Annotated in this window: 18 protein-coding genes; 14 read left to right on the forward strand and 4 right to left on the reverse strand. The window is 73.4% G+C overall.

Annotated features, from left to right (window positions below):
• Window positions 1–124 precede the first annotated feature (124 nt).
• Window positions 125–271, forward strand: coding sequence for a hypothetical protein (locus tag JT362_RS08230; protein WP_260190459.1), 147 nt, complete (start codon window positions 125–127; stop codon window positions 269–271).
• A gap of 128 nt (window positions 272–399) precedes the next feature.
• On the opposite strand, the gene JT362_RS08235 is transcribed toward JT362_RS08230, so the two are convergent.
• Window positions 400–2,682, reverse strand: a complete 2,283-nt coding sequence (locus JT362_RS08235) for an outer membrane protein assembly factor BamB family protein (RefSeq protein ID WP_260190460.1) — start codon at window positions 2,680–2,682, stop codon at window positions 400–402.
• 143 nt (window positions 2,683–2,825) lie between these two features.
• On the opposite strand from JT362_RS08235, the gene JT362_RS08240 reads away from it, so the two are divergent.
• From JT362_RS08240 to JT362_RS08265, 6 genes are read left to right on the forward strand one after another with little or no spacing between them, the layout of a single operon-like run.
• On the forward strand, window positions 2,826–5,348 hold the full coding sequence (locus tag JT362_RS08240) for a ligand-binding sensor domain-containing protein (protein WP_260190461.1): 2,523 nt from the start codon (window positions 2,826–2,828) through the stop codon (window positions 5,346–5,348).
• Between the two features lie 4 nt (window positions 5,349–5,352).
• Window positions 5,353–6,087 (forward strand): amidohydrolase family protein, encoded by a 735-nt coding sequence (locus JT362_RS08245; RefSeq protein ID WP_260190462.1) that lies wholly within the window; start codon window positions 5,353–5,355, stop codon window positions 6,085–6,087.
• Window positions 6,084–6,848, forward strand: coding sequence for an amidohydrolase family protein (locus JT362_RS08250; protein WP_260190463.1), 765 nt, complete (start codon window positions 6,084–6,086; stop codon window positions 6,846–6,848). The genes JT362_RS08245 and JT362_RS08250 overlap by 4 nt, the downstream gene beginning before the upstream one ends.
• A 5-nt stretch (window positions 6,849–6,853) precedes the next feature.
• Window positions 6,854–8,029 carry a DegT/DnrJ/EryC1/StrS family aminotransferase gene (locus JT362_RS08255; protein WP_260190464.1) on the forward strand — a complete coding sequence of 392 codons (1,176 nt, stop codon included), beginning with the start codon at window positions 6,854–6,856 and terminating at the stop codon, window positions 8,027–8,029.
• 54 nt (window positions 8,030–8,083) lie between these two features.
• Entirely contained in the window at window positions 8,084–9,091 is a 1,008-nt protein-coding gene (locus tag JT362_RS08260; protein WP_260190465.1) for an NAD-dependent epimerase/dehydratase family protein, read from the forward strand.
• Between the two features lie 26 nt (window positions 9,092–9,117).
• Window positions 9,118–10,176, forward strand: coding sequence for a dihydrodipicolinate synthase family protein (locus tag JT362_RS08265; protein ID WP_260190466.1), 1,059 nt, complete (start codon window positions 9,118–9,120; stop codon window positions 10,174–10,176).
• Between the two features lie 7 nt (window positions 10,177–10,183).
• On the opposite strand, the gene JT362_RS08270 is transcribed toward JT362_RS08265, so the two are convergent.
• Genes JT362_RS08270 through JT362_RS08280 form a run of 3 tightly spaced genes read right to left on the reverse strand, consistent with a single transcriptional unit; the run spans window position 10,184 to window position 13,154 of the window.
• A complete protein-coding gene (locus JT362_RS08270; RefSeq protein ID WP_260190467.1) occupies window positions 10,184–11,392 on the reverse strand; it encodes a helix-turn-helix domain-containing protein in 1,209 nt (402 codons plus the stop codon).
• Window positions 11,393–11,435: 43 nt separating this feature from the next.
• Window positions 11,436–12,398: an acetylxylan esterase gene (locus tag JT362_RS08275; RefSeq protein ID WP_260190468.1), complete on the reverse strand. Its 963-nt coding sequence runs from the start codon at window positions 12,396–12,398 to the stop codon at window positions 11,436–11,438.
• A gap of 21 nt (window positions 12,399–12,419) precedes the next feature.
• The gene (locus JT362_RS08280; RefSeq protein ID WP_260190469.1) at window positions 12,420–13,154 is read right to left on the reverse strand and encodes an NAD-dependent epimerase/dehydratase family protein; all 735 of its coding nucleotides are present in this window, start codon (window positions 13,152–13,154) and stop codon (window positions 12,420–12,422) included.
• A gap of 78 nt (window positions 13,155–13,232) precedes the next feature.
• Here JT362_RS08280 and JT362_RS08285 point away from each other — a divergent pair, with 78 nt between their 5' ends.
• The 7 genes from JT362_RS08285 (at window position 13,233) to JT362_RS08315 (ending at window position 21,023) form a co-directional block, all read left to right on the forward strand.
• Window positions 13,233–15,224, forward strand: coding sequence for a hypothetical protein (locus JT362_RS08285; RefSeq protein WP_260190470.1), 1,992 nt, complete (start codon window positions 13,233–13,235; stop codon window positions 15,222–15,224).
• Window positions 15,221–16,432, forward strand: a complete 1,212-nt coding sequence (locus JT362_RS08290; protein ID WP_260190471.1) for a DegT/DnrJ/EryC1/StrS family aminotransferase — start codon at window positions 15,221–15,223, stop codon at window positions 16,430–16,432. The genes JT362_RS08285 and JT362_RS08290 overlap by 4 nt, the downstream gene beginning before the upstream one ends.
• A gap of 50 nt (window positions 16,433–16,482) precedes the next feature.
• A complete protein-coding gene (locus JT362_RS08295) occupies window positions 16,483–17,169 on the forward strand; it encodes an amidohydrolase family protein (protein WP_260190472.1) in 687 nt (228 codons plus the stop codon).
• On the forward strand, window positions 17,166–17,915 hold the full coding sequence (locus tag JT362_RS08300; RefSeq protein WP_260190473.1) for an amidohydrolase family protein: 750 nt from the start codon (window positions 17,166–17,168) through the stop codon (window positions 17,913–17,915). Before JT362_RS08295 ends, JT362_RS08300 begins: the two co-directional genes overlap by 4 nt.
• Window positions 17,916–18,007: 92 nt before the next feature.
• On the forward strand, window positions 18,008–19,246 hold the full coding sequence (locus JT362_RS08305) for an ABC transporter substrate-binding protein (RefSeq protein WP_260190475.1): 1,239 nt from the start codon (window positions 18,008–18,010) through the stop codon (window positions 19,244–19,246).
• Window positions 19,243–20,202 (forward strand): carbohydrate ABC transporter permease, encoded by a 960-nt coding sequence (locus JT362_RS08310; RefSeq protein ID WP_260190476.1) that lies wholly within the window; start codon window positions 19,243–19,245, stop codon window positions 20,200–20,202. The genes JT362_RS08305 and JT362_RS08310 overlap by 4 nt, the downstream gene beginning before the upstream one ends.
• A complete protein-coding gene (locus JT362_RS08315; RefSeq protein ID WP_260190478.1) occupies window positions 20,199–21,023 on the forward strand; it encodes a carbohydrate ABC transporter permease in 825 nt (274 codons plus the stop codon). Before JT362_RS08310 ends, JT362_RS08315 begins: the two co-directional genes overlap by 4 nt.
• Window positions 21,024–21,039: the final 16 nt, after the last annotated feature.

The raw sequence follows: 21,039 nt of genomic DNA on the forward strand, positions 1-21,039 counted from the left end.
CCCCCCCCCCCGCCGCGTCTCGCGGAGGAGCGGTGCAGCGCATCCGGCAACACGCGACGTCGGGGGGTTGGGGCCGGCGGTGTCGGGTACGCCTTGCCTCTGCGACCGACGGAAGGAGACCGTGATGGCTGGCTTGTTGAACCGGATCAAGGGCTATCTGCGCAGCCCCAAGGGGCAGCAGATGACCAACAAGGCGCGTGACATGGCGAAGGACCCGCGCAAACGTGAGCGCGCCCGGCAGGCCGCGGACAAGCTGCGCCGCAGGCGCTGACCCGCTGGGCGGGAGAACATGACCAGTGCTGGCAGCGAGCACGCTCCGGTGCCCGCTGACCAGCAAGGACGAGGGATCACCCTCGGACTACCTCACCGGCTCGCCGCGACCAGGAGCCGGTCGAGGGGTCAGCGGCCGATGTCGCTGCGCGCGGCAGCGCGGACGATGCGTTGTGCTTCCCACTTCTCGATGGTCTCCTCGGCCACCAGTTGGCTGGTGACGGACCTGACGTGGTGGACGAAGCGGCCGTGGTTGGGCCAGGTGCGGTCGTCGAGGATCAGGTCGTTGACGGTGCAGTCGGCGCCGACCTGGTGGTTCGACACGCCGGAGTCGATGTCGCCCACCACCACGTGCGGGCGGGTGTCGGGGGTTGTGCCGCTGGTGGCGCAGAACGGTGCGTCGTAGCGGAACAGGGTGCTGCCGGTGCTGAAGTAGACGTCGCCGGAGCTGTGCACGGCCAGGTGGCCGATCTGGGTGTCGTGGAGGACCGTGCGGGTTCCGTCCTCGGGGTCGAGGGTGAAGAGGGCGTCTCCGGCGAGGCTGCCGTAGAGGAGGCCGTCGGCGGGGTTGAAGGTCAGGGAGCCGGACGAGCTGTCGCTGGGGCCGTAGCTGTGGCGGTCGACCACCTCGGCCGCCGCGACGTCGATGGCGAAGACGTCCTGGCCGGCGGTGCCCCAGAGGCGACCGTCGGCGGCGAAGGTCAGGGCCGGGATGGCGGGCTTGCCGGGGGCCGGGACGAACTCCCACAGCTTGCGGTTCTCCGCCACTGACCAGGCGAAGACCTTCGCCTCGGTCTGGGTGGGCGGGGTGGCGCTGTGTCCGCTGTAGATCGTCGTACCGCCGTAGAGGATGCCGTCCTGGTAGGCCAGGGACGTGATGCCCTGGTCGGTGACGACGCCGCGTTCCCGGGTCACGAGCTCGCCGGTGGCGGGGTCGTACACGGCGAGGACGCCGGACAGCTCACCCAGGATGGCCATGGTGCCGACGGCCACCAGGTCGCCGGCGCTGGTCAGGGCCCTGGGGCGGATCTGGCGGTCGGCCTTGAGGTCGAAGAGGCGCTCCGGGTTGTTGTCGTCGTGGCCCGGTTCGGGGTGGGGGGAGTACTCGGGGCTGTGCCAGGGGAGTGCCGGATCGTAGGAGTACAGGCGCGCGTCCGGGTAGGCGCCGACGTAGAGGCGGCCGTCGTGGTTGAGCATGCCCTCGGACTGGGAGAACGTGTGGAACTCCTCGATCTCGGCTGACCCGGGGTCGATCGCGGCGAAGCCTCCGTTGAGGAAGCCGCCGGTGTACACGCGGCCGTCCGGGCCCTCGGAGATCGCGGTGATGTCGATGGGCTCGCCCTGGATGTCGGTCGGGACGAACGAGGACGCTCCCGTCGTCGGGTTGTAGCGGAACATCGTGCCGCGCCAGAGGAGGCCCACCAGCGTCTTGCCGGGGTGGTCGGGGTCGTCCAGTTCGGCCCAGCCGATGCCGCGGGTGTTGGCCACCCGGCCGGTGAACGGCACGCCGGTGCCGGTGACCTCGCCCGTCGCCGGGTCGTAGCGGACCAGCTCGTTGGCGCGGATCAGGTAGACGTGGCCGTTCTCGTCGGCGGGGGAGGGCTCCAGGCCGTGGGCGTCGTCGATCCGGTCGACCCACTGGCCCTCGGCGATGTCCCACACGTACAGCGGCGACGGGAAGGCCTCGCCGAAGCGGACGTAGAGGTGGTCGCCGACCACGTCCACGTCGTAGGCCCACGCCTCCTCGTGGTTCGCCAGGTCCGGCGGGACCGGGAGGGCCTGGCGCTCGCCGGTGTCCGTGTCGACGGCGTAGACGCGGGCGGGGTTCTCGGTGCCGGCGTAGACGGTGTCGCCGTGGGTGTCGACGCTGCGGACGTAGCTCCGCTCGGGGTCCAGTCGGCCGTAGTCGCGGTACTCGCCGGTGGCCGGGTCGTAGGAGAAGAGCGTGCCGCCGGGGGACGTGCCGCCGTAGACGACCGAGTCGTCGTCGGTGGCGACGTCCCAGACGAAGCCGGCGTCGACCGGCGTGCCCAGGTCGGTGAGGCCGGTGTCCTCGGTCCAGCGGAACAGCTTGGCCGAGCCGTAGGTGCCGACGTAGACGCTGCCGTCCGGGGCGGCGGTGACCGCCCAGGAGCCGCCGGCGCCGGACAGCGGGTAGCGGGCGAGCACGTCGCCGGTGGTGGGGTCCACCGCGCTGAGGTGCGCCGGCTCGCCGGACGAGGCGCTCCACAGGACGGTGCGGCCGTCCGGGCCGGGAGCCACGACGCCGCCGATGAGCAGCACGTCCTGGAGGGGCGTGCCGATCTCGACGACACGGTCCGCCGCGGGGGCGGGGCCGGCCCCGGCCGGTGCGGTCAGCACCAGTGGAGCGGCCAGGGCGAGGCTGGAAACGGCGGCGATCGTGCGTTTCATCGGTCCTCCTGGGCGGTGCGGAGCCGGGTGGCGGGCACTCTAACCCCGAGCACCAATATCGGTAAAGACCGTAATTCGAGGGCTCGTGAGATCCGGAGCGTGGTGTTACGGTCCATAACGGCTAGGACCGAAAAGGAGGCGTCATGCGACGTGGCCTGAGCCTGTTCGTCGCGGCGGTGTGTGTCGCCCTGACCGCCCCGGCGGCGCCCCGTGCGGCCGCCGTCGACTACCCGGTGTTCCACGAGATCGGGCCGTTGCCGCTCGCCTCGGTCACCGCGCCCGGATCGGCGCTCGGGCACGGTCCCGACGGACAGCCGTGGCTCTATCTGGTCTCCTCGGGCTCGCCGGCGGTGCTCAGCGTCGTCGACGCGCGGACCGGGGAACGGGAGCACGAGTTCCCGTTGCCGGGTGCGTCCGGGTCCTGGGCGGTGGCGAGCGCGCCGAACGGGGACGTCTACGTCGGCTCGTACTCCGAGGGCCGGCTGTACCGGTGGACGCCCGGCGCCGACGCCGTCGAGGATCTGGGGCAGCAGATCCCCGGCGAGACGTTCATCTGGTCGCTCGACATCGACGAGGACGGCCGGGTGTACGGCGGTACCGGGCAGTTCGACGCGCACGCCTTCCGGTTCGACCCGGCGACCGGCGACACCACCGATCTCGGTGCCCTGGGGGCGGGTCAGGAGAACCTCCTGGCACGGTCGATCGCGGTCGGCGGCGGCACGGTCTACGTCGGCACGGGCGCGCACCCTCGGCTGGTCGAGATCGACGCCGACACCGGTGACCGGCGCGAGGTCCCGCTGCCGGAGCCGGCCCGCGAACTCGACTACGTCTACGACCTCGACCTGCGCGGGGACCTGCTGTTCGTCCGAGCGAGTCCGGACGGGAGCCCGCGCCCGCTGCACGTCTACGACGTCGTCGCCGGGGAGTGGATCGACACGGTTCCCGGTGCGCACGGGCTGACCGTGTCCCCGGTGGCGCCGGACGAGCGCTCGGTCTACTTCACCAAGGACGGGGCGCTGCACCGCTACGACCTGTCCACCCGGACCTGGTCGTCGACCGGGGTCACCGGCGTCGGCGACGTTCGCGGGTTCGGGTTCCTCGAACTCGGGCAGGACGGCCGGCCGGGGGCGAGCCTGGTCGGGCTGGACCACCAGGGGCGCTACTTCGTGTACTCGCCGGGGACGGGGGCCGTCGAGCACCGGGTCGCCGACGCGGTGGCCGCGCCCGCGCCGATCCGGTCGATCACCGAGGGGCCGGACGGCCTGCTGTACGCCGGCTCCTTCCTCGCCGGCGGGTTGGCCGGCTACGACCCGGAGACCGGCGAGAAGCGCGGGTTCGCGCCCGAGGTCGGGCAGGCGGAGGGGATGACCACCCACGACGGCGCCTTGTGGATCGGCACCTACCCCGGCGGCGACATCTACCGCTACGACCCGGACCGGCCGGCCGAACCCGGGGCGAACCCGCGGCACATGCTGAGCCTGTACGACCTGCACGGGCAGTCCCGCCCGTTCGCGCTCAGCTCGGCGGGTCGCTACCTCGCGATCGGCACGGTGGCCCGCAACGGCGGCGCGGGCGGTGGCCTCACGCTGCTCGACCCGGACACCGGGGAGCACTGGTTCACCGATGTGGTGCCCGGGCACAGCGTCGTCTCGCTGGCCTTCCGCGACGGGGTGCTGTACGGGGGCACCTCGGTCTACGGCGGTGCGGGCGGCCCGCGGCCGACCGACCCCGACGCCGTCGTGTTCGCCTACGACGTCGAGCGCCGGGAGAAGCTGTGGCAGGTCGCGCCGGTGCCGGGCGAGGGCGCGCTCGGCGAGCTGGCCTTCGACAACGACGGCAAGCTGTGGAGCCACACCCCGGTGACCGTGTTCCGGCTCGACCCCGGCACCCGGCGGGTCGAGGCGGTCCGCAACTACGGGGAATACCCGTGGGACGAGGTCGACCACGCCTGGGTCGGCTCCCGGCTGTGGATCGACCCGTACGACGGGCTGCCGCACGTCGTCACCCAGCGGTCCATGTACAAGATCGACCCGACCACCCTCGACCGCGCCCGCTGGTTCCGGCCGGTCTCGTACGGGTTCCTGCACAACAACGGCAACATCTACCTGGCCCGTGACCCCCGCGTGTGGGAGTACACGCCGAGCGCCCGGCCCGCCGCGAGCGTGTCGATCCCTGGCGACCCGGCGCCGCCGTGCGGGGAGCGGCCCGTCGAGCTGGCCGGGTTCGGGCCGGGGGAACTCGTCGAGGTGTGGCTGCGGCCCTCCGCCACCTACCTCGGGTCGGTGCACGCCGGCCCGGACGGCACGCTGAGCCACCCGTTCACCCTGCCGGGGGACGCCCCGCCGGGCGAGAACCGCGTGGAGATCAAGCGCGTGCTCACCGGCCGGGCGCTGACCGCCGACTTCACGGTGCCCGCACCGTCCGCGCGGACCGAGCACGACACGGTGGTGTTCGGCGAGGCGGACTCCCGCGTGCCCAACGGCGCCCAGGACGACGGGTGCACGTTCCTCGACGAGGTGTGGCTCGAGGCGCCGTTCGCCGGGCACGGGGACTTCGTCCGGACGGTGCACGGGCTCGCCGCGGCGTGGCGGGCCGACGGCCTGTTCACCGCGCGGGAGAGCCGCGCGGTCACCGTCACCGCGGCCCGGTCCGATGTCGGGCGGTGAGGCCGTGCGGGTCTTCGACGCGCACCGGCTCCTCGGCCAGCTCCCGAACACCCCCGCCGGGGTCACCGCCGACGGTCTGCTGGCCGAGCTCGACCACCTGGACATCGACGCGTGCGCGGCGACGAGCACCGCGGAGCTGTTCGGCGACCCGGCCGACCCGGCGGCACGCCAGGCCGCCGGGACGGTCGCCGGCCCGCGGACGCTCGCGGTCCCGGTGATCGTCCCGGCGGTGGCCGGTGCGGGCTGGCCAGCCACCGTGGACGACGTGCTCGCCGCGTCGCCGGCGCTGGTGCGGGCCTGCCCGGTACGGCACCGCTTCGACCCGCTCGGCCCGGTCGCCGTCCGCTGGTGGCCGCGGCTGGCCGAGCACGGCATCCCGGTCGCGATCGACGCCGCCGAGTGCGGGCTGCCGGTCGTCGCGGCGCTGGCGGCCGTCCACCCCGGGCTGCGGATCCTGGTGCTCAGCCCCGGCTACCGGGAACTGCGCCGGCTGGGTGAGCTGCTGGAGACCTTCCCCGGCGTACACGTCGAGACCGGGACCGTGGTGACCGCGGGCGGTGTCGAGTGGCTCGCCGGCCGCTACGGCGCGCACCGGCTGGTGTTCGGCACCGGCGCGCCGCGCTGGGACGACGCGGGCGCCCGCTTCCTGCTCGAGCACCTCGACCTGCCCGCGGCGGACGTCGCGATGATCGCCGCCGGCAGCGCGCGGGCCCTCATCGGAACGAGGTGGCCCTGGTGATCATCGACGCCCACGGCCACGTCGGCACCTGGGGCGACTTCTTCGTCCCCCAGCCGTCGGCCGACTGGCTGGTCGCCACCGCGACGCGGATCGGCATCGACGCCGTCGGCGTCTCCCACCTGGTCGCGATCGGGTACGACACCCGGCTGGGCAACCGGATGGCGCTCGACCTGGCTCGCCGGCACCGCGGGCGGCTCGGGGTGTGGCTGGTCGCCGACCCGCACGACCGGGACGGCCACAGCGTGGTCGCCGAGCAGCTCGACGAGCCGGGCGTGTGGGGGCTCAAGCTGCACCCCGACGTGCACGAGTGCTCCGTGCTGGACTCGCGGTACACGCCGTACCTGCGGCTCGCGACCGAGCGCGGGGTTCCCGTGCTGTGCCACGGGCAGACCCGCTCCGACCACTCCGACCCGGGCGACCTCGCCGAGGCGGTCCGGCGGCATCCGGGGCTGCGCCTGCTCGCCGGTCACGCCGGACTGTGGCCGGACGGGTTCACCAGGGCCGCCGAGCTGGCCGCCGCCCACGACGGGCTCCACCTGGAGATCTGCGGGTCGCGCCTGACCGCCCGGTGGCTGGAGCACCTGGTCGCGGTCGCCGGCGCGGACAAGGTGCTGTTCGGGACCGACGCGTGCTTCCTGGATCCACGGGTCGGCCTGGGCAAGGTCGTGCACGCCCGGCTGTCCCCGGCCGACCGCGACCTCGTACTCGGCGGCAACGCCGCCCGGCTGCTGGGTTCGCGAGCACGACACGACGGAGGGTGAGGGAGATGCTGGCGATCGACGGTGGCGCGCCGGTACGGAACCGGGACTGGCCGCGGTGGCCGCCCGCCGCGGACGACGCGCAGCACGCCCTGCTGCGGGAGGTCGTCGACGGCGGCGACTGGGGATCCACCAGCGGGCGCCGGTGCGACGAGTTCACCTCGGCGTTCGCCGCCCGCCACGGGTGCGCGCACGGCGTCGCCGTGGCCAACGGGACGCTCGCCCTGTTCGCGGCCCTGCACGCCGTCGGGGTGCGGCCGGGGGACGAGGTGGTCGTGCCGGGCTACACGTTCGTGGCGTGCGCGTCGTCGGTACTGCTCCTCGGGGCGACACCGGTGATCGCCGATGTCGACCCGGACCACCTGCACCTGACCGCGGCGACGGTGGAGCCCGCGCTCACCGCCAGGACCAGGGCGGTCATGGCGGTGCACCTGGCGGGCAGCCCGGCTCCGATGGACGAGCTGGCCGCGCTGGCCCGCCGGAAGGGCCTGGCGGTCGTCGAGGACGCCGCGCAGGCCCACGGCGCCGGCTACCGGGGACGGCCGGTCGGCTGCCTCGGCGACGTGGCGACGTTCAGCTTCCAGTCCAGCAAGGCGATGACGGCCGGCGAGGGCGGGATCGTCACCACCGCCGACGGCGCGGTCGCCGACGCGGCCTGGTCGGTGTGCAACCTGGGCCGGGTCCGCGGCGGTGCCTGGTACCACCACGCGGAGCTGGGCTGGAACCTCCGGATGACCGAGCTCCAGGCGGCGCTGCTGCTGCCGTGGCTGGACCGGCTGGACGCCGAGATCGACCGCCGCGAGGACTTCGCCCGCCGGCTGTCCGACTCGCTGGCCGGCCTCCCGGTGCGGGTCGTCGCCGACCCGGCTGGCACCGACCGCGACACCCGGCACCTGCTGATGCTGCGGCTGGACGAGGACGTGCACAAACCGTGGGTGGTCCGGGCGATGGCGGCCGAAGGCGTGCCGGTCGACGCCGGCTACCCCGGCCTCGGCCGGCTCACGCCCGTCGCCGAGCGGGCCGTCGTACTTCCCACCCCGGCCGTCGACCGGGCCGGCGCGTCGGTGGTGTGGCTGCGGCAGAACGTGCTGATGGCCGGTCCCGACGGGGTTCGCGACGTCCTGGCCGCACTCGAACGCGTGCTGACCGACCCCCGGGCGACCTCGGGAACGGGCGGCGCTTGACAGCGTTCCCCGCGCTCAATTACGGTCTGGTCCGTAAATGAGGGGAGGGGCTCCATGCGAACCGAAGCCGAGCTCGACGAACGGCTGGCCACACCCAGCGCCGGCCTGCTCGACGACCTCGCCGCGCTCGACGGCGACGTGCTGGTGCTGGGTGCCGGCGGCAAGCTCGGCCCGAGCCTGGTCCGGCTGGCGCGCAACGCGTTACCGGCCAAGCAGCGGGTGCTGGCGGTGTCCCGCTTCAGCGATCCGCGCCTCGCCGCGCGGATCGAGGAGGCCGGGGCGGTGGCGGTCCGCGCGGACCTCGCCGACGAGGCGGCGCTGCGCGACCTGCCGGACGCGGCGAACGTCGTCTACCTCGTCGGCGCCAAGTTCGGCACCGAGGGGCGCGAGCACGCCGCCTGGTTCACCAACACCTACCTCCCCGGCCGGGTCGCCGACCGGTTCCGGGGCAGCCGGATCGTGGCGCTGTCGACCGGGAACGTCTACCCGTTCGTCCCGGCCGGCAGCGGCGGCGCCACCGAGGCGACGCCGGTCGGCCCGGTCGGCGACTACGCCATGAGCTGCCTCGGCCGGGAGCGGGTGCTGACCCACTTCGCCGAGCGCGACGGCACCCCGATGGCGCTGATCCGGCTCAACTACGCGGTCGAGCTGCGCTACGGGGTGCTCGTCGACCTCGCTCGGAAGATCCTCGCCGGGGAGCCGATCGACGTCACCACCGGCAGCGTCAACGTCGTCTGGCAGGGCTACGCGAACGAGGTCACCCTGCGCGCCCTGCGGCTGGCCGACAACCCGCCAGCGGTGCTCAACGTGACCGGCCCTGAGGTGGTGTCGGTACGCTGGGCGGCCGAGGCGCTGGCCGCCGAGCTGGGGCGCGCGGCGGAGCTGACCGGCACGGAGGCGCCGACCGCGCTGCTGTCCAACGCGGCGCGCTGCCTGCGGCTGTTCGGCTACCCGGAGCTGACGCCCGCTGAGCTGGTCGAGCACACCGCGCGCTGGGTCGCCGGGGGCGGCCCACTACTGGACAAACCCACCAAGTTCGAGCGTCGGGACGGGCGGTTCTAGCAGCGGTGCGGACCACGGAGAACGAGATGTCCCTGCCAGCGGCGGTCGCCGAACCCGCGTCGGCGCGCGAGCTGTTCCGGGGCGGAATGGTCATCCCGGCCCACCCGTTGGCGCTCACCGCCGAGCGCCGGCTGGACGAACGCCGGCAGCGGGCGCTGACGCGGTACTACGTCGAGGCCGGTGCCGGCGGGCTGGCGGTCGGGGTGCACACCACCCAGTTCGCCATCCACGGCACCGGGATGCTGGCGCCGGTGTTGGAACTGGCCGCCGAGGCCACGCGCGAGTACGACCGGCGGACGGTGCTCGTCGCCGGGGTGGTCGGCCCGACCGGCCAGGCGGTGGCCGAGGCCGAGCTGGCCGCGTCGCTCGGCTACGACATGGTCCTGCTCGCCCCCGATCCCGACCTCGACGAGGACGGGCTGCTCGACCGCACCAGGGCGGTCGGCTCGGTGCTGCCGGTGATCGGCTTCTACCTGCAGCCGTCCGTCGGTGGCCGGGTGCTCTCCCGCGCCTTCTGGACCCGGCTGGCGGCCGTGGAGGCGGTGGTCGGGATCAAGGTGGCGCCGTTCAACCGGTACCGCACGCTCGACGTGCTGCACGGGGTGTGCGAGGCGGGCCGGGAGGGCGAGGTGTCGCTCTACACCGGCAACGACGACCACATCCTGGCCGACCTGGTCACCCCGCACCAGGTGGTGGTCGGCGGCCGCCGTACCGACGTGGAGTTCGTCGGCGGGCTGCTCGGCCAGTGGTCGCTGTGGGCGCGGCGGGCGGTCGAACTGCTCGAACGGAGCAGGCTGGCCAGGGCGGGCGACCTGGCCGAGACCCGCCGGCTGCTCACCCTCGACGGCCACCTGACCGACGCCAACGCGGCGATCTTCGACGCCGCGCACGGCTTCCACGGGTGCATCCCCGGCATCCACGAGGTGCTGCGCCGGCAGGGGCTGCTCGCCGGCCGCTGGTGCCTCGACCCGGACGAGGACCTGTCCCCTGGCCAGCTCGCCGAGATCGACCGCGTGCTGGCCGCCTACCCGTGGCTCCAGGACGACGAGTTCGTCGCCGCCCACCTCGACCGCTGGCTGGCCTGAAGGGCATTCACGGACGCAGGGTGAGGCGGTACAGGGTCAGCGGACGGCCGCTGCCGCCGCTGGCCTGGCTGCCGGTCCGCTCGGCCAGCCCGGCCAGTTCCAGCCGGTTCAGCATGCGCCGGGCGGTCCGCTGCTGGACGCCGAGCCGGTCGGCGATCTCGCGGGTGTTCAGCGGCTCACCGCCACCGGCGTCCGCGGCCGCGTACAGCTTCTCCAGGGTCGCGGTCGACAGGCCGACGCGCCGGCTCAGCACCCCCAGGTTCGGGGTCGCGGTGCGCTGGGTCGTCCCCTCCAGCACGATGTCGGTGTCGGCTCGCAGACACAGCACCGCGGCCACGTCGCCGATCCGGCGGGCGCGGGCCAGTGCGCGGCGGGCCAGGCTCTCCGCCTCGGCCGCGCTGCGGCCCATGCCGAGTCCGATGTGGACCACCGACTGGTTGGCGGCGAGCCGGGTGAGCATCGGCAGCCCGGTGAACCCGCCGGTGACCTCGTGCAGCGGTCCCCGCGTCGTCACCAGCAGGTGGACGCCGGCCCGGTAGGCGGCCACGGTCCCGCCGAGCGCCGCCGCCTCACGCAGCAGGCCCTCGTCGTCGGCCACCTCGACCAGGCCCAGCACGATCTGGGCGTCCTCGGTGACCTGCCCCTCGGCGGCCGGCAGCAACTGGCGCAGCGCGAGCCGGACGGAGTGCGTCGACGGCACCAGCCGCAGCACGGTCAGCTCGTCGCGCAGCTGCTCGTACACCGAGTTCAGGCAGGTGATCGCCAGCCGGGACGGGTTGCCTCGGTGGAACGCGACCAGCGACTCGGTGGTGAGGCTCTGCCGGTACGGCTGGGTACCGACTCCGTCGGCCGGCAGCCCGGCGTCCCGGAACGCCCCCGTGACGTCGGCCGTGGGCAGCGTGTCGATGGACAGCCGGGTGACGTCGTGCCCGGCGTGCTGCAGCCGGACCAGGGCACTGAGCAGGGTGTCGCCGGAGTAGTCGACGAACGCGGCCGGCCGGGTCAGCTGCCCGGCGTCCCGCGCCAGCAGGTACGGCACGATCCCGGTGAACAGCCAGCCGTCGACCTCCGGCGCGTGCGCCTCGACCAGCTCCGGTGCCCGCGACTCGTGGTCGTAGTCGAAGCGCAGCGCGGTGACCTCCGGCTGCTCCTCGCAGGTGGCGGCCACGTCGTCGACCAGGTCGTCGGGGCCGACAACCCCGATGGTGAGCCGCATCACGCCATCCGATTCCTGTCAGGTTCCGGTCCCATCCGCAATGCTATCGCTCATCGCCGAGCAGGGAGGCCAGCAGCTCCAGGTGCTCGGCCTCCTGATCGCCGCCGCCGCCCTCGTGGCCGTTGTAGGGCCAGACCCGCATGTGCTTGTCGCCCGCGTAGTGGTGGTAGGCGGCGAAGACGGTCGACGGCGGGCACACCGGATCCATCAGCGCGGCGGAGAACCAGGCCGGCACCCGCGCCCGCGCGGCGAAGTTGACGCCGTCGAAGTAGCTCAGCGTCGCGAACACGTCGTCCTCCCGCCCCCGGTTGGCCTTGAGGTACGCGACGAGCTCCGCGCGCGAGCCAGCGGCGCCGATCTCCGTGGCCCGCCGGAACATCGTCAGGGACGGCACGTCCAGCAGCACCGCGCGCAGCCGCGCCGAGGCCAGACCGGCGACCGCCAGGCCGACCCCGGCGCCCTGGCTGCCGGCCGCGACCGCGATCCGCGCCGGGTCGACCCCCGGCAGCGACCCGGCGGCCTCGACCGCGCGCACGGCGTCCACGTAGACGCGCCGGTAGTAGTAGGTCTCCGGGCAGGTCAGGCCGCGGGTGAGGAAGCCCGGCACCTCGGCCCCGCTGCCGCCCGCCGGATCCGCGGTATCGCTCTGGCCGCGGGTGTCCATCACCAGCGTGGCGAGCCCGCACGCCGGCAGGCTCAGCCACTGGTGCGGTCGGCCCCGCCCGACCGTGTAGCCCAGGTAGCGGACGACGCAGGGCAGCGGCTCCGGGCGGTTGCTGGGGCGGAGGAACCAGCCGCCGATCCGGTGCCCGCCGAAGCCGGTGAACTCGACCTCGAAGGCGTCGACGAGCGTGAGCGGGCCGTCCTGCCGGCGCAGCACCGGGTCGAGCGGGAACTCTCGGGCCTCGGCCAGGGTCCGGTTCCAGAACGCGTCGAAGTCGGCCGGTTCCTCGCGGTCGGGCCGGTAGCGCCACAGCTGCTCCAGCGGCAGGTCGACCAGGGCCATCGGCGGCTCCTCAGCGCTTCCTCAGTGGATCCGGGCCGGGGTCCAGCCCAGCACGTTCGGCTCGTCGCGGTCGAGGGTGCGCGGGTCGCCCACGATCGGGACGGCACGGTACCCGCCCCGGTACCGCAACGCGGCCTCGACCGCGGCGGCGAGGTCGGTGCCGGCCAGCGCGGCCACCGGGGTGCCGTCGGCCAGGCGGGGCCGGTCGAGCCGGCCGCTGTCGGGCCGCCGCCAGGCCGGCCAGTCGGCGTCCGGCGTCGGGTAGGCCAGCCGCAGCGAGCAGACCGACGGCCGGGACCGCCGGGCGGACAGGACCAGGCACACGTCCTCGGCGAGGCGCTTGGACAACCCGTACGGCTCGGTGGCGTCCGGCGGCGCGGTCGGGTCGATCGGGCGGCGGCCGTAGTCCGCGTGCACCGACATGCTGCTGATGTGGACGAACGCCGCCAGGTCGTGCCGCTGGGCCGCGGCGAGACCGAGGTGGACCGAGCCGACGTTGACGGCGAACGCGGCCGTGACCCGCGCGGGATCGGCCGTCTCGCCCGCCCGAGGCACCACCGCGGCAAGGTGGACCGCGGCGTCCGCCCCTGCCAGCACGTCCAGCGCGCCCTCGCCGGTCACGTCGGCCGCGACATGGGTGACGCCCGGCGGTCCGGGGGTGGCGGGATCGACAACGACCAGGTCGTGCCGGCCGGCCAGGTGGGCGCAGAGCAGGCGGCCGACCATGCCGCCGCCGCCGATCAGCACGACCCGCACGCTCGCCTCCACCGGATGTTGCTTTCCCCTGCCGGCAAAGTTAGCTTATTACGGCCAAGACCGAAAATGGGAGGTCGGATGAGACTGGCCGTGCTGCTCGCCACCCTGGTCGCCACGGCGACGGTGCTCGTACCGGGCGCCACAGCGGAAAACCGTCCCGGCCATCCGGTCACCGGCGTCGAGGAGGACCTCGGGTACCCGATCGCCGGCCGGGTGCTCTCCCAGGACCAGTCGCAGGGGGTGGACGCGCGGGGGCGCCCGCAGGCGTACTGGGTCACCGCCGGGAACGACGAGACCCCGGCGATGTTCCAGGTCACCGACATCCGCTCCGGCGAGGTGGTCTTCGGCGAGCGGCTGCCGGCCGGCGTGCACAGCTGGGCCAGCACGTTCTCCACCGCCGAGGGCGCGGTCTACTTCGGCATGACCACCGGGGAGCTGTACCGGTGGCGGCCCGGCGACCCGGCCGTGACCGCGCTCGGCACCCCGGTCGACGGCGAGGGCATCTGGCGGCTGGCGGCCGCCCCCGACGGCGTCGTCTACGGCGGCACCTACCCCGGCGGGAAGCTGATCTCCTACGACCCGGCCACCGGCGAGGTCACCGACCACGGGCAGGTACTGCCCGGCGAGACCTACGGCCGCTCACTGGTCGTCACCGACGAGCACGTCTACTTCGGCACCCAGCCCAACGCCCGGCTGGCGCGGTTCGACCGGGCGACCGGCGCGGTGACCCGGATCCACCTGCCGGCGGAGTACGCGGTCCACGAGGTCGTCTACGACATGACGCTGGCCCGCGACCAGCTGTTCGTCCGGGTGCAGCCGTCGAACGACCTGCTGGTCTACGACACGGCCACCGCCGAGTTCGTCGACATCGTGCCCGGCATCTCCGGGCGGGCCATCTCCCCGCTCGACCCGGCGGGTGAGCACGTCTACTTCCGGATCGCCGCGCACGGCATCGTCCGCTACCACCTGGACACCCACTCCTGGGTGCCGATCGGCTGGGGACCGAACGCGTTCCCCGGCACCTGGGCCTGGATCGACCTGGACGACCCGGACTTCCCCGGCGAGTCCCTGGCGATGACCTACTACTACGGCCGGATCTACGTCTGGAACCCGACCACCGGGGCGACCCGCTACCTCGGCGAGTCCGACCTGGAGGGCGCGCCGAGCCCGGTCCAGGCACTCGGCCGCGGCCCGGACGGCGCCATCTACGTCGGCGCGTTCCTGTCGCCGCCCGGAATGGCGCGGTTCGACCCGGCCACCGGCGCCACCACGGTGCTCCCGTCGGCCGGGCAGGTCGAGGGGTTCGGCACCTACGACGACCGCCTGGTCTACGGCCGCTACCCGCACGCGCACCTGCTCGACTACGACCTCGACCAGCCGTGGGACTACGGCACCAACCCGGGGCCCGCGGTGGAACTCGGCGCCGAGCAGGACCGCCCGCAGGCCTTCGCCCAGGTCGGCGACCGGATGGCCGTCGGCAGTGTGCCGGTCTCCGGCAGGCTCGGCGGGGCACTGTCCCTGTGGGACCCGGCCACCGGTGAGGTGACCGTGCACCGCGACGTGGTCCCGGACCAGAGCGTGGTGTCGCTGGCCACCCACCGCGGCCTGCTCTACGGCGGCACGTCGGTGTACGGGGGCTACGGCATCGACCCGGTGGCCACCGAGGCGAAGCTGTTCGTCTTCGACCCCGACACCGGGCAGGTGGTGTCGGCGGTGACCCCGGTCCCCGGCTCGAAGGCGATCAGCGCGCTCACCGTCGACCGCCGCGGCTGGATCTGGGGGCTCGCCGACCGGACGCTGTTCGTCTACCACCCCGGGGCGAACCGGGTGATCCGGTCCGCCGAGCTGTTCGGCGGCGGGTCGACGCGGTACGGCACCGAGCGGGGCCTCGTCCTGCGCGGCCGGTCCGCGTACGTCGCGACGGCGGGCTCGCTGTGGCATGTGGACACCCGAACCTGGCGGGCGACCGAACTCGCCGACGGCGGCGTCGCCCACCTGGCCACCGACGACGACGGGCGGCTGTACTTCGCCCGCGGCGCCCGCCTGTACCGCTGGACCGAGAACACATGACCGGGATCCGCTTTCCCGGTGTGGCCGAGGCGGCGGGGCGCACCCTCGGTGAGGAGGAGGTCGCCGCGCTGCGCCGGGTGATCGACTCGGGCATGCTCTCCGGCGTCTGGGGCACCGAGGTGCCGGCGCTGGAGGCCGCGATGGCCGAGTTGCACGGCGTGGCGCACGCGGTGGCCGCCAGCTCGGGCACCGCGGCGATCCACTTGGCCCTCGCCGGCCTCGGGCTCGACCCGGGCGACGAGGTCGTCACCTCGCCGATCAGCGACTTCGGCACCGTGGCGCCGATCCTCGCCTGCAACGCGGTGCCGGTGTTCGCCGACGTGGACCCGCTGACCGGCAACCTCGACCCGGCCGCGGTGGCCGCGGCGATCGGCCCGCGAACCAGGGCGATCGTGGTGGTGCACCTGTTCGGCGCCGCCGCCCCGACCGCGGAGCTGCGCGCCGTCGCCGACCGGCACGGGCTCGCGCTGGTGGAGGACTGCGCCCAGGCCTGGCTCACCCGCACCGCCGACGACCGGCTGGCCGGCACCACGGGCGTCGCCGGCTGTTTCAGCCTCCAGCAGTGGAAGCACATCACCTGCGGCGACGGCGGGCTCGTGGTCACCGACGACGCCGCGCTGGCCCGCCGGATGCGGCTGTTCGCGGACAAGGGCTGGCCCCGCGACACCGGCCGGCACCACGTCAGCTTCGGGGTCAACTACCGGATGACCGAGCTGCAGGCGGCCGTGGCCAGGGCACAGCTGGTGAAGCTGCCCGGCGTCCTGGCCGCCCGGCGGCGGCTGGCCGCACGCCTGGTGGCCGCGGTCGCCGACGTTCCGGGCATCACCGTGCCGGGTGACGTCGACCGGCACGCGTGGTGGCTGTTCCCGTTCGTGGTCGACCCGGAGACCGGCCCGGACAACCAGGCGTGGGCGGCCCGGCTCGTCGCGGCCGGGATCCCCGCCCGCGCCGGGTACCTCGCCGAGGGGCTGCACTGCGCGCTGGCACTGACCACCGCGCCGGTCTACGGGTCGAGCCGGTACCCGCTGACCAGCCCACCCGCCGACGCCGTGCCAGGATACGGTCCGGGCCGCTGCCCGCGGGCCGAGCGGATGATCGAGCGGACGCTCGTCGTCGTGGACTGGAACGAGCGGTACACCGACGAGCACGTCGACGCGATCGCCAGCGCCTTCCGATCAGCGATCCGAGGAACCGGGAGACCGACCTGAGCAGCCTGCTACCCCCGATCCCGCCCGGCCGGGAGCGCATCGGCGTCGACGTGGACGTGCTGTTCGGCCGCATCCCGAGCCGGCACGACGTGGACGCGAGCCTGCCCGCGGTGCTCCGGCTGCTCGACGCCCACGGCCTCGACCGCGCCCTGCTCGGGTCGCTGCGCGGCGGCCTGTTCGACGCCCGCACCGGCAACGACGAGCTGCTCGCGACCTCCGACCCGCGGCTGGTCCCGGTCGGCACCGTGGACCTCCGCGACGCCCTGACCGCCGAGCCCGAGCTGGACCGCCTGGCCGGCGCCGGGGTCCGCCTGCTGCGGCTGTTCTGCGCCGAGCAGGGCGCCGAGCCCGACTTCCCCGGCCTGCGGCACGTGGCCGCGCTGGCCGCCGAGCGCGGGATGACCGTGCTCACCAGTGGCGACGTGCGCCGGTTCTGGCGGCCGTTCGCCGGCCGGAGCGCGTCGGTCTGCTTCCTCGACGTGCACGCCTACCACCTCGCCGACTTCGTGCTGCTCGCCCGGGACGAGCCGGGCTTCGTGGCCTCCGCCCGCCTGCTCAACGCCCCGGACTCGATCGAGCGGGTGGTCGCCGAGGTCGGGGCACGGCACCTGGCCTACGGGTCGGGGCTGCCGCGCTCCGACGTGACCCCGTCGGCTCTCCGGTTCCGGTTGGCCGATCTGACGCCGGGGGAGTGGGACCAGGTCGGCCACGGCACGGCGGAAGGCTGGTTGACGTGATCATCGACGTGCACGCGCACGCCGGGCCGTGGTTCTTCGCCATGGACGTCGGCGATCCCGGCCTCGGCGAGACGCTGATGCGCCGGTACGGCATCGACGCCGCGATCGTCTCGGCGTCGGAGGCGGTGACCTACGACGCGGTGTCGGGCAACCGGTGGTTCGCCGACGTGCTGGACCGGTGGCCGGCCGACGGGCCGAGGCTGTACGGGTACGTCACGGTCAACCCGACCGACCTGCGGGCCGCCGAGGCCGACCTCGAGCGTTACCTGCCGGGCGGGAGGTTCCTCGGCGTCAAGATCCACACCACCTACCCGGCCCAGGGGTTGGGGTCGACGGCGATGCGCGACGCCCTCCGGCTGGTCGCCGCCGCCGGGGTGCCCGCCCTCGTGCACACCTGGGGCGCCGACGTCTGGGCGCTGGTGGACGTGCTGGCCGCCGAGCCCTCGTTGCGGCTGGTCGCCGGGCACATGGGTGGCCCGGCCTGGCGGGAGGGGGTCGCCGCTGCGGCCCGCTGCGACCGGCTCTACCTGGAGCCGTGCTGCTCCATCACCGACCGAGGGAAGGTCCGGTTCGCCCTGGACCGCGTGCCAACCGGTCAGCTGCTGTTCGGCACCGACGCCACCCTCATCGACCCCGCGGTGTCGCTGGGCGTGGTCGCCGACGCGGGCCTGGACGCCCGCGAGCGGGAGCTGATGCTGTGGCGCAACGCCGCGGAGCTGTTCGGGATCGCCGTGCCGCGCCCGTGAGCCTGTCGACGGGCCTATTGACGCGGGCAAACCCTTCCCATAGATTCCGGTTCTATATTTCGGCCCGGACCGCTATTAGGAAGGACGCGCCCATGAGGAAGGTGGCACTGGCCGGCCTGGCGCTCTCGATCGGCCTGCTCGGCGCGGCATGCGGGGACTCCGAGGCCGGTGACGGTTCCTCGGTCACCATGTGGATGTACCCGGTCATCGCCGACCAGGAGGCCAGCCGCACGTTCTGGTCGGAGTTCGAGACGGAGTTCGAGGACGCCAACCCCGACATCGACCTGACCATCGAGCTCCAGCCCTGGGACGGCCGGCAGGAGACGATCTCGACCGCGCTCGCCTCGGGCACCGGCTTCGACATCGTCCTGCTCGGTCCCGACCAGATCCCCCAGCACGCCGAGCAGGGCTCGCTGGTGCCGGTGGACGACATGGTCGCCGACTCCGTCGACGCGTTCCTGCCCAACGCCGTCGAGTCCCTCAGCGTCGACGGCACGCTGTACGGCGTTCCGATCTACCACACGGTCGTGACGCCCGTGTACAACAAGAAGGTGTTCGCCGAGGCCGGCATCACCGAGCCGCCGGCGACCTGGGACGACCTGCTGGCCGCCGCCGGCCCGCTGGCCGAGAAGGGCATCCCGGTCTTCGACTACCCGGGCGACCCGGAGGAGACCCTCAACCTCACCTTCTACCCCCTGCTGTGGCAGGCCGGCGGCCAGATCTTCGCCGACGACGGCAAGTCCGTGGCCTTCGACCAGGCGCCCGGTGTGGCCGCGCTCCAGTTCCTGGCCGACCTCCGCGAGGCCGGCGGGCTGCCGCCGGACGCGCCGACGGTCAAGAACTCCCTGGAGGGACGGCCGTTCACCAGCGGCGAGAGCGGTGTCCTGCAGGCGGCCGACCTGGCCACGGCCAACCAGCTGATCGACTCCCTCGGCGCGGACACCGCGGTGCCGATCCCGCCGCTGACCGGCGAGGAGCAGGTGACCTTCGGCATCCCCGGCTCGCTGGTGGTGTCGCACGCGACCGAGAGCCAGGACGCGGTCGCCGAGGTGCTCCGGTTCGTCTCCAGCGCCGAGACCGCCACGAAGCTGGCGGAGGCGTCCGGCTTCTTCCCCGCGCGGTCCGATGTCGACATGCCAGCCGACGGTCCGCACGTGGACGTGTTCGCCGACGCGCTCGAGCACGCCTACCCCGGCGACGCGCACCCGCAGGCCCGGCAGGTGATGTCGATCCTGGCCCCGCAGGTCCAGGCCGTGCTGACCGGGGACAAGACGCCCGAGCAGGCGCTGGCCGACGCCGCCGCCGAGGCGAACCCCATCCTCGCCGGGTGACACGCGTGGTCGGGACACGGACCAGGACCAAGTCCGGCGGGACCGGGCGCGCGGCGGACCGGCGGCGCCGCGCACCGGACCGCCGCCCCTGGCGCGCACGACTACGGGAGCCCGCCACCGGGTTGCTGTTCGTGCTGCCGATGCTCGTGTTGTTCGTGGTGTTCCGATTCCTGCCCATCGCCGGGTCGGTGGGGATGAGCTTCACCGACTACCGGATCAACGGCCAGTGGGACCCGGTCGGCCTGGAGAACTACAGCCGGCTGCTGTCCGACCCGGTCTTCCTGGCCAGCCTCCGGGTCACGCTGGTGTACGCGGTGATCTACGTTCCGCTCACCGTCGGCGCGGCGCTCGGCACGGCGTTGCTGCTCAACGCGCTGGTGTTCGCCCGGGGCCTGTTCCGGGGCGTGCTGTTCCTGCCGTACGTGACCAGCTTCGTGCTCGCCGGCGTGATCTGGCGCTGGGTGTACGAGTTCGACGGGCTGATCAACGGGTTGCTGGTCAAGTTCGGCCTGGAGCCGGTCGGGTTCCTCCAGGAGTCGGAGCTCGTGCTGCCCTCGCTGGCGGTGGTCGCCGCCTGGCGGGGGTTCGGGTACTCGATGCTGATCCTGCTGGCCGGGCTCAAGTCGATCCCCACGTCCTATCTGGAGGCGGCCCGGGTCGACGGCGCCGGCACCTGGCAGCGGTTCCGGTACGTCGTGCTCCCGCAGCTGCGTCCGGTGCTGTTCTTCGTGGTGGTCATCGAGACGATCGCCGCGTTCCAGGTGTTCGACACCATCTACGTGATGACCGGCGGCGGCCCGACCAGGGCCAGCTACAGCCTCGTCTACGCCCTGTTCGACCAGGGCTTCCAGTTCTTCGACTTCGGCTACGCCGCGACCATGGGCATCGGCCTGTTCGTGGTCATCCTGGTGATCTCACTGGTCCAGCGGTGGCTGCTCGACCGGGAGACGAAATGACCACGCGCACCCACCGCACACCCCAGCAGTGGGCACTGGTCGCGCTGCTGGCGGTCATCGCCCTGCTCACCGTGGCGCCGTTCCTCGTGATGCTGCTGCTCGCGCTCTCGCCGCCGGACGTGCAGAGCATCCCGCAGGAGATGCCGAGCGAGCTGACCACCGAGAACCTGACCGGCGTGCTGTCCTCGCACGGCATGGTCCGCTGGACGCTGAACTCGGCGATCTACTCGGTCGCGTCGGTGGTGGTCATCCTGATCACCGCGGCGATGGCCGGCTACGCGTTCGCCAAGAAGCGCTTCCCGGGCCGGGACGTGCTGCTGTGGTCGTTCCTGGCCACCCTCATGGTGCCGTTCCAGGCGATGCTGATCCCGATGTTCGTGTTGGTCACCGAGTTGGACGGGGTGGACACGTTCTGGGGGCTGATCGTTCCCACGCTGGCCAACTCGCAGGCGGTGTTCCTGATGCGACAGTTCATTCGGGACCTGCCGGACGAGCTGTTCGACGCGGCCAAGGTCGACGGCGCGTCGGAGTGGTGGGTCTTCTGGCGGCTGGTGCTGCCGCTGACCAAGCCCATCCTGGCGACCCTCGGCGTGTTCGTGTTCCTCTGGCACTGGAACGACTTCCTGTGGCCGCTGGTCGTGGCGCAGAGCGACGAGATGCGCACGCTGACCGTCGGACTGGCCACTTTGCACGGTCAGAACGTCACCACGGCCGAGCTGATGGCCGCCGCCACGGTCAGCGTGGTGCCGTGTCTGCTGGTCTTCTGGCTGCTGCAGCGGTACCTGGTGAACAGCATCACGATGAGCGGGCTCAAGGGCTGACCGGCGACACCGGTAG

The organism is Actinophytocola gossypii (assembly GCF_025165815.1).
In the GTDB taxonomy this organism is placed as follows: Bacteria; Actinomycetota; Actinomycetes; order Mycobacteriales; family Pseudonocardiaceae; genus Actinophytocola; species Actinophytocola gossypii.

Coding starts and splice junctions, on each gene's coding strand:
- JT362_RS08230 (WP_260190459.1), top strand. CDS start 125: ATGGCTGGCTTGTTGAACCGGATCAAGGGCTATCTGCGCAGCCCCAAG.
- JT362_RS08235 (WP_260190460.1), bottom strand. CDS start 2,682: ATGAAACGCACGATCGCCGCCGTTTCCAGCCTCGCCCTGGCCGCTCCA.
- JT362_RS08240 (WP_260190461.1), top strand. CDS start 2,826: ATGCGACGTGGCCTGAGCCTGTTCGTCGCGGCGGTGTGTGTCGCCCTG.
- JT362_RS08255 (WP_260190464.1), top strand. CDS start 6,854: ATGCTGGCGATCGACGGTGGCGCGCCGGTACGGAACCGGGACTGGCCG.
- JT362_RS08260 (WP_260190465.1), top strand. CDS start 8,084: ATGCGAACCGAAGCCGAGCTCGACGAACGGCTGGCCACACCCAGCGCC.
- JT362_RS08265 (WP_260190466.1), top strand. CDS start 9,118: ATGTCCCTGCCAGCGGCGGTCGCCGAACCCGCGTCGGCGCGCGAGCTG.
- JT362_RS08270 (WP_260190467.1), bottom strand. CDS start 11,392: ATGCGGCTCACCATCGGGGTTGTCGGCCCCGACGACCTGGTCGACGAC.
- JT362_RS08275 (WP_260190468.1), bottom strand. CDS start 12,398: ATGGCCCTGGTCGACCTGCCGCTGGAGCAGCTGTGGCGCTACCGGCCC.
- JT362_RS08285 (WP_260190470.1), top strand. CDS start 13,233: ATGAGACTGGCCGTGCTGCTCGCCACCCTGGTCGCCACGGCGACGGTG.
- JT362_RS08290 (WP_260190471.1), top strand. CDS start 15,221: ATGACCGGGATCCGCTTTCCCGGTGTGGCCGAGGCGGCGGGGCGCACC.
- JT362_RS08305 (WP_260190475.1), top strand. CDS start 18,008: ATGAGGAAGGTGGCACTGGCCGGCCTGGCGCTCTCGATCGGCCTGCTC.
- JT362_RS08315 (WP_260190478.1), top strand. CDS start 20,199: ATGACCACGCGCACCCACCGCACACCCCAGCAGTGGGCACTGGTCGCG.